The 4,988-nt window shown below is 65.5% G+C and carries 6 protein-coding genes; 5 read left to right on the forward strand and 1 reads right to left on the reverse strand.

The genetic code is table 11. From position 1 onward, the window contains the following. The 5 genes from ACREE8_RS06195 to ACREE8_RS06215 all read left to right on the forward strand — a co-directional run. Positions 1–321: branched-chain amino acid ABC transporter permease (locus ACREE8_RS06195; RefSeq protein WP_431572110.1), on the forward strand; the 321-nt coding region annotated here is incomplete at its 5' end. Beyond that, complete coding sequence (locus tag ACREE8_RS06200) at positions 318–1,067, forward strand: ABC transporter ATP-binding protein (protein WP_431572111.1); 750 nt, start codon at positions 318–320, stop codon at positions 1,065–1,067. The genes ACREE8_RS06195 and ACREE8_RS06200, both read left to right, overlap by 4 nt. Further along, positions 1,064–1,795 carry an ABC transporter ATP-binding protein gene (locus ACREE8_RS06205; protein WP_431572112.1) on the forward strand — a complete coding sequence of 244 codons (732 nt, stop codon included), beginning with the start codon at positions 1,064–1,066 and terminating at the stop codon, positions 1,793–1,795. The genes ACREE8_RS06200 and ACREE8_RS06205 overlap by 4 nt, the downstream gene beginning before the upstream one ends. A 315-nt stretch (positions 1,796–2,110) precedes the next feature. Beyond that, on the forward strand, positions 2,111–3,409 hold the full coding sequence (locus tag ACREE8_RS06210) for an Nramp family divalent metal transporter (protein ID WP_431572113.1): 1,299 nt from the start codon (positions 2,111–2,113) through the stop codon (positions 3,407–3,409). Positions 3,410–3,466: 57 nt separating this feature from the next. Continuing rightward, positions 3,467–4,693, forward strand: a complete 1,227-nt coding sequence (locus tag ACREE8_RS06215) for an oxalate decarboxylase family bicupin (protein WP_431572114.1) — start codon at positions 3,467–3,469, stop codon at positions 4,691–4,693. Positions 4,694–4,760: 67 nt separating this feature from the next. Here ACREE8_RS06215 and ACREE8_RS06220 read toward each other — a convergent pair. Next, a partial coding sequence (locus ACREE8_RS06220) for a hypothetical protein (RefSeq protein WP_431572115.1) occupies positions 4,761–4,988 on the reverse strand: 228 nt, incomplete at its 5' end.

A 4,988-nucleotide genomic window follows, 5' to 3' on the forward strand; every position in this document is an offset into this window, starting at 1 on the left:
CGCCATATCTGGTATTCCTGGGTGATCTCCTGCTTCTTCGTGAGCGTCGCCGGCGGTCTCTACGCGCTCTTGAGCGATTTCATCGACCCGCGGGCGATCCGCTGGGACCAGTCCGGAAACTTCGTCATCATGGCGGTCCTGGGCGGCATGCGCAGCTTCTGGGGGCCGCTCATCGGCGCCGCCATCTTCCTGGTGCTGCAGGATTACATCTCGAGCCACACCGAGAACTGGATGTCCTTCGTCGGTCTGTTCTTCGTGCTGATCGTGCTGTTCTTCCCGCGCGGCGTGCTCGGCCTCATCAAGCGGAAGAGCGCATCGTGACCCTTCTCAAGGTCGAGAACGTCTCGAAGCGGTTCGGCCAACTGGTCGCCGTCGACAATGTCTCGATGACCGTCGAGCCGGGCGAGCTCAGGGCCGTGATCGGCCCCAACGGCGCGGGCAAGACCACCTTCTTCAATCTCATCAGCGGTTTCCTCACCCAGTCGTCGGGCCGCATCCTGTTCGACGGCGATGATATCTCGGCGCTGTTGCCGGCGCGCCGCGTCTGGCGCGGCATCGCGCGAACCTTCCAGATCACGGAGGTCTTTCCCGAGCTGAGCACACGGGAAAACCTGCGGATCGCGGTCGAGGTCGCGGCCGGATACCGGACCAAGGTCTGGCTTTCGCGCCAAGCCAATGCCGAGATCCAGGCCCGCGTTACCGACCTCCTCGGCAGGGGCGGCCTCGCCGACAAGGCGGACCGGCTGGTCGGTGAGCTGTCGCATGGCGATCAGCGGGCCACCGAGATCACGATGGCGCTGGCGCTCAAGCCACGCCTTCTCCTTCTCGACGAGCCGACGGCCGGCATGGGCGAGCAGGAGACCTACGATATCACCCAGCTCATCCGCAAGCTGCACAAGGACGAGAAGCTGTCGATCGTGCTGATCGAGCATGATATGCGCGTCGTGTTTCATCTGGCCGACCGCATCATGGTGCTCGCCGAGGGCAAGATGCTGGCCGAGGGCACGCCCCGCGACATCGCCGGCAACGAGGCGGTGCAGGCCGCCTATCTGGGGAAGGTGGCATGAACGCGCTCGAGGTCGAGGGCCTTCACACCTATTACGGCAAGAGCCACATCCTGCAGGGCGTGGGCTTCGAGGTGCATGAAGGCGAGATCGTCACCCTCCTGGGCCGCAACGGCGCCGGCAAGACGACGACGCTCCGCAGCCTGGTCGGGCTCACGCCGGCGCGCAAAGGGACGGTGCGGGTCTTCGGCCAGACGACGACCCATTGGCCGCCCTTCCGCATCGCCAGGCTCGGTCTCGGCTATGTGCCCGAGGGGCGGCGGATATTTCCCAATCTGACCGTCGACGAGAATCTGCGGGTCCCGATCGAGCGCGCGGGCCCCTGGAATCTCGCGCGCGTCTATCAGCTGTTTCCGCGCCTCGCCCAGCGCAAGACCAACAAGGGCCGTCAGCTTTCGGGCGGCGAGCAGGAAATGCTGGCGATCGCCCGCGCCCTGCTCCTGAACCCGAAGCTATTGGTGCTCGACGAGCCGTCGCAGGGCCTGGCGCCCTTGATCGTGCAGGAGGTGTTCCGCGTCGTGACCTCGATGCGTCAGGAGGGAATCTCCGTCCTGCTGGTCGAGCAGAATGTGCGGGCGGCGGTCGAGATTGCCGACCGCGCCTATGTGCTGGATGACGGGCGCGTGGTGTTCGCCGGCGCCGCCGCCGAGTTCGCCAAGGACGAGGCGCGCGTCCGGGCACTGGCCGGCGCCAGCGCCGAAGAATGGGCGCCGCCGGCCGCGCGAGCCTGACCGCCGGCGCCCAGCCCGCCGACCATCGTTCCCAGATCCCATCCCACGCGCTGGCTCGTGGCCAGTTCTTCCGGCCCGACGCTCCGAAGCCGTGATCGGTCGCGGCTCTCGGCCGAGCGGCGAGCCGACGCAGGAATCAGCAGCATCTTGCGGCTTTTCGACTAATCCCGCCGCGCCGTCTCCCTGAAGCAGAATTTAGCTGGAAGCGATGGGCAGTGAACATATTTCCATTGCAACGAGTCATGTCGCTCGAGCGGCGGCGCCGGCAGACGACGATCGACCCCGCCGGTCGGATCGCGGCACAGGAGCAGTTTCATGGCGATGGTCCAGCCGAGCCTGGCTGAAGTCCACCGTACGGTTGCAGTGAATGCCGGTTCCCGCTTCTGGCAGAAGCTTCTGGCGTTCTCGGGCCCGGGATATCTCATCGCCGTCGGCTATATGGATCCCGGCAACTGGGCGACCGACCTCGCCGGCGGCTCCGGCTTCGGCTACAGCCTGCTCTCGGTCATCCTCCTGTCGAATCTCATGGCGATCCTCCTGCAGGCGCTGAGCTCGAAGCTCGGCATCGTCATGGGCCGCGATCTCGCGCAAGCCTGCCGCGATCACTACTCGCCGCCCGTGGCGTTCGTCCTCTGGCTGCTCTGCGAGCTGGCCATCATCGCTTGCGACCTCGCCGAGGTGATCGGCACGGCCATCGCGCTGAAGCTCCTGTTCGGCATCCCGTTGCTGGTCGGCGTGTGCCTGACCACGGCCGATGTCGTGCTGATCCTGCTCCTGCAGCACAAGGGGTTCCGGAGGCTCGAGGCCTTCGTTCTGAGCCTCCTGATCATCATCGCTGCCTGCTTCGCCTTCGAGATGGCGCTGGCACAGCCGGCGATCGACGATGTCATGGCGGGGTTCGTCCCGACCCTTCAGATCGTGACCGACCCGGCCATGCTCTATGTCGCGATCGGCATCCTCGGCGCCACGGTCATGCCGCATAACCTCTATCTGCATTCGTCGATCGTCCAGACCCGCGACTTCGATCGCACCATGGAGGGTCGGCGCGAAGCCATCCGCTTCGCCACGATCGATTCCACGATCGCGCTGACCTTCGCGTTGCTGATCAACGCCGCCATCCTCATTCTCGCGGCCGCGACATTCCACGTCGCCGGCTTCAGCGGTGTCGCCGAGATCGAGCAGGCGCACGCCCTCCTGGCGCCGGTGCTGGGCGTTTCGGCAGCCAGCGCCGTCTTCGCGGTGGCGCTCCTGGCATCGGGGCAGAATTCGACCGTCACAGCCACATTGGCCGGCCAGGTTGTCATGGAGGGATTCCTCCAGATTCGCATTCCGCCCTGGCTCCGGCGGCTTGTCACCCGCCTTCTGGCGGTCGTGCCGGCCATCGTCGTGACGGCGCTTCACGGAGAGAAGGGCACGGCCGAGCTGCTGGTGCTGAGCCAGGTCATCCTCAGCATGCAGCTGCCCTTCGCCGTTGTGCCTCTCGTCCGGTTCACCAGCGACCGCCGGAAGATGGGATCGTTCGTCAATCCGCGCTGGTTGACGGCGATCGCCGTGCTGGTGGCGGCCGCGATCATCCTGCTGAACATCAAGCTGCTTCTGGACATGGTCTGGTGACGGCAACCGCAGAGTCCGGGGGGAATTCCCGGGGGCTATCGAAAGCGAGCAAACATCATGACAAGCATCTCACGGCGTGGCGTGCTGGCGGCAACGGCCGCCGGTGGCCTCGCACTGGCCGCGACAGCGGCCAAAGCGGACACGAATCAGACGATGCCGACGCCCATGCGCCCGGGCGCGGGCGGGACCGATCCTGGCCCTGGCAACGCGGAGTTGACCCGGCAGAACCCCGATCTTTACGCGCCTCCGGCGACCGATCACGGCACGCTGCCGAATCTGCGGTTCTCCTTCTCGGACGCCCACATGCGGCTCGAGTCCGGCGGCTGGACCCGTCAGGTGACCGTTCGCGAGCTCGGCGTCTCGAAGAACATCGCGGGCGTGAATATGCGCCTCAATGCCGGCGCGGTGCGCGAGCTGCATTGGCACAAGGCCGCGGAATGGGCCTACATGCTTTATGGCAGCGCGCGCATCACGGCCATCGACGCGCAGGGGCGCAACTTCGCCGATGACGTGGGCGTCGGCGACCTCTGGTACTTCCCCGCCGGCATTCCGCATTCGATCCAGGGTCTCGGCTCGGACGGCTGCGAATTCCTGCTGGTGTTCGACGATGGCGAGTTCGATGAGGACAACACCTTCCTGATCACCGACTGGTTCAAGCACACGCCGGCCGAGGTGCTGGGCAAGAATTTCGGCGCTCCTGCCACCTTGTTCGGACACACGCCCGATCCGAGCGAGCGGTATATTTTCCCGGCGCCGATGCCGGGGTCTCTCGCCTCGGATAAGATCCCCGGTGCAACCCCCGTACCGCAAAGCTTCAGCCACCGGATGCTGGCCCAGGAACCGATCAAGACGAAGAGCGGGACCGTGCGAATCACCGATTCCAGCAACTTTCCCGTATCGACCACGATCGCCGCGGCACTGGTCGAGATCGAGCCGGGCGGGATGCGCGAGCTGCACTGGCATCCCAACGCCGACGAATGGCAGTACTACATCGAAGGCAAGGCCCGGATGGGCGTGTTCGCTGCGGCCGGGCAGGCCCGCACCTTCGATTTCCAGGCGGGTGATGTCGGCTATGTGCCCTTCGCCATGGGTCACTATGTCGAGAACATCGGCGATACGACGGTGCGCTTCCTGGAGATGTTCAAGAGCAGCTACTATGCCGACGTCTCGCTCGACCAGTGGATGGCGCTGACGCCGCCGGAGCTGGTGAACGCGCATCTGGGGCTCGATCCGCAGGTGATGAACGCGCTGCGCAAGCAGAAGGTGCCTGTGGTGCCGGCCTGAATGACAGAGCCGCCGACCCGCCGGATCGGCGGCTCCTGTCTTTCTCTAAGCCGGTAACCGTGATGTTCTATTCTTCGCTCTTCGAGGAATGGCTGTGGCGAGGCTGGCGCTCGTCGATCAGGCGCGCGAGGGCCAGGGTGGGATCCTGTGTGAGTGGCAGGCCTCTGGCGTAATTGATATCGGCCGGCGTGAGCCCGATTTTGGCGCAGCTGCGCGGCATCCATTTGGGCGATAGGTCCGAATTCACGCCGGTGGCGAATGATCGTGATCGCCAAGAGCGCTGAGCGCGGCGCTC

The organism is Hypericibacter sp. (assembly GCF_050729195.1).
Classification (GTDB): Bacteria; Pseudomonadota; Alphaproteobacteria; order Dongiales; family Dongiaceae; genus Hypericibacter.